Genomic DNA, 775 nt, shown 5'->3' on the forward strand with positions numbered 1-775 from the left:
TGTTTTCGAAAAAATCAGCCACCAACTAACGGAAAATTCAAATCTTATCAATAGCTTAGCTTGCAGGTTATGGGTAACTTATTTCGAAAACAGTACACTAGCTGAGTTTTCTAATCACGACACCAGACAAACATCGGAGCGAACATGCCAAGGAAATGGGATTTACTAGCACTGAAGGAATATATTCGCACCCTCAATCCGAATAAGGACTGGCTACTGAGCACGGTGGATTCGGTGAGCCACTCTTTGCTTATCTACCAGTATCACAAGAGTCTGGCTCGTGACGCATTCGCAGCATACCAAGTCGAACATGACCCTGACGGAATAAAAATGTTCGCCGGGGCAATGATGATGGGAACGGATGATGAGTTTGAGGATGCGAAACTCGCCAGCGAAGCGAACCTAATTGCCGCAATCAATATCACACGCAACACATTCGATATCTTTGCTCAGCTTGTAAATGCCTTGGCCCTCCCCCACCCCATGAACATAGAGCAGTGTACCATCAGCAAGGTGAGGGACTGTCTTCCTGGCGGCGCTTTAAAAGCGGAGATTATACGGGTTACTCGACTTCCTTGGTTTCGGTATCTCTCAGGTTTCAGTAACACGATCAAACATCGACAACTCGTGTCACATGAACCATCGTCGAAGCACCATGAAAGCACTGGTGAATACCTAGTGTGCCGTCTCAAAATTAACTTCTCTCATGCCTGCGTGCTCATTGCCGCGCGGGCTCGCTGTATTTTGTTCAAAATATCTTCTCCCTTAGCGTTCC

General features: G+C 46.7%; 1 pseudogene. It reads left to right on the top strand.

Going from position 1 to position 775, the window contains the following annotated elements:
• Positions 1-144: 144 nt before the first annotated feature.
• A pseudogene (locus DW49_RS1000000133200) lies at positions 145-775 on the top strand (hypothetical protein); the annotation flags it as partial.

This window comes from Pseudomonas avellanae BPIC 631 (genome assembly GCF_000444135.1).
GTDB classification, from domain to species: domain Bacteria; phylum Pseudomonadota; class Gammaproteobacteria; order Pseudomonadales; family Pseudomonadaceae; genus Aquipseudomonas; species Aquipseudomonas avellanae.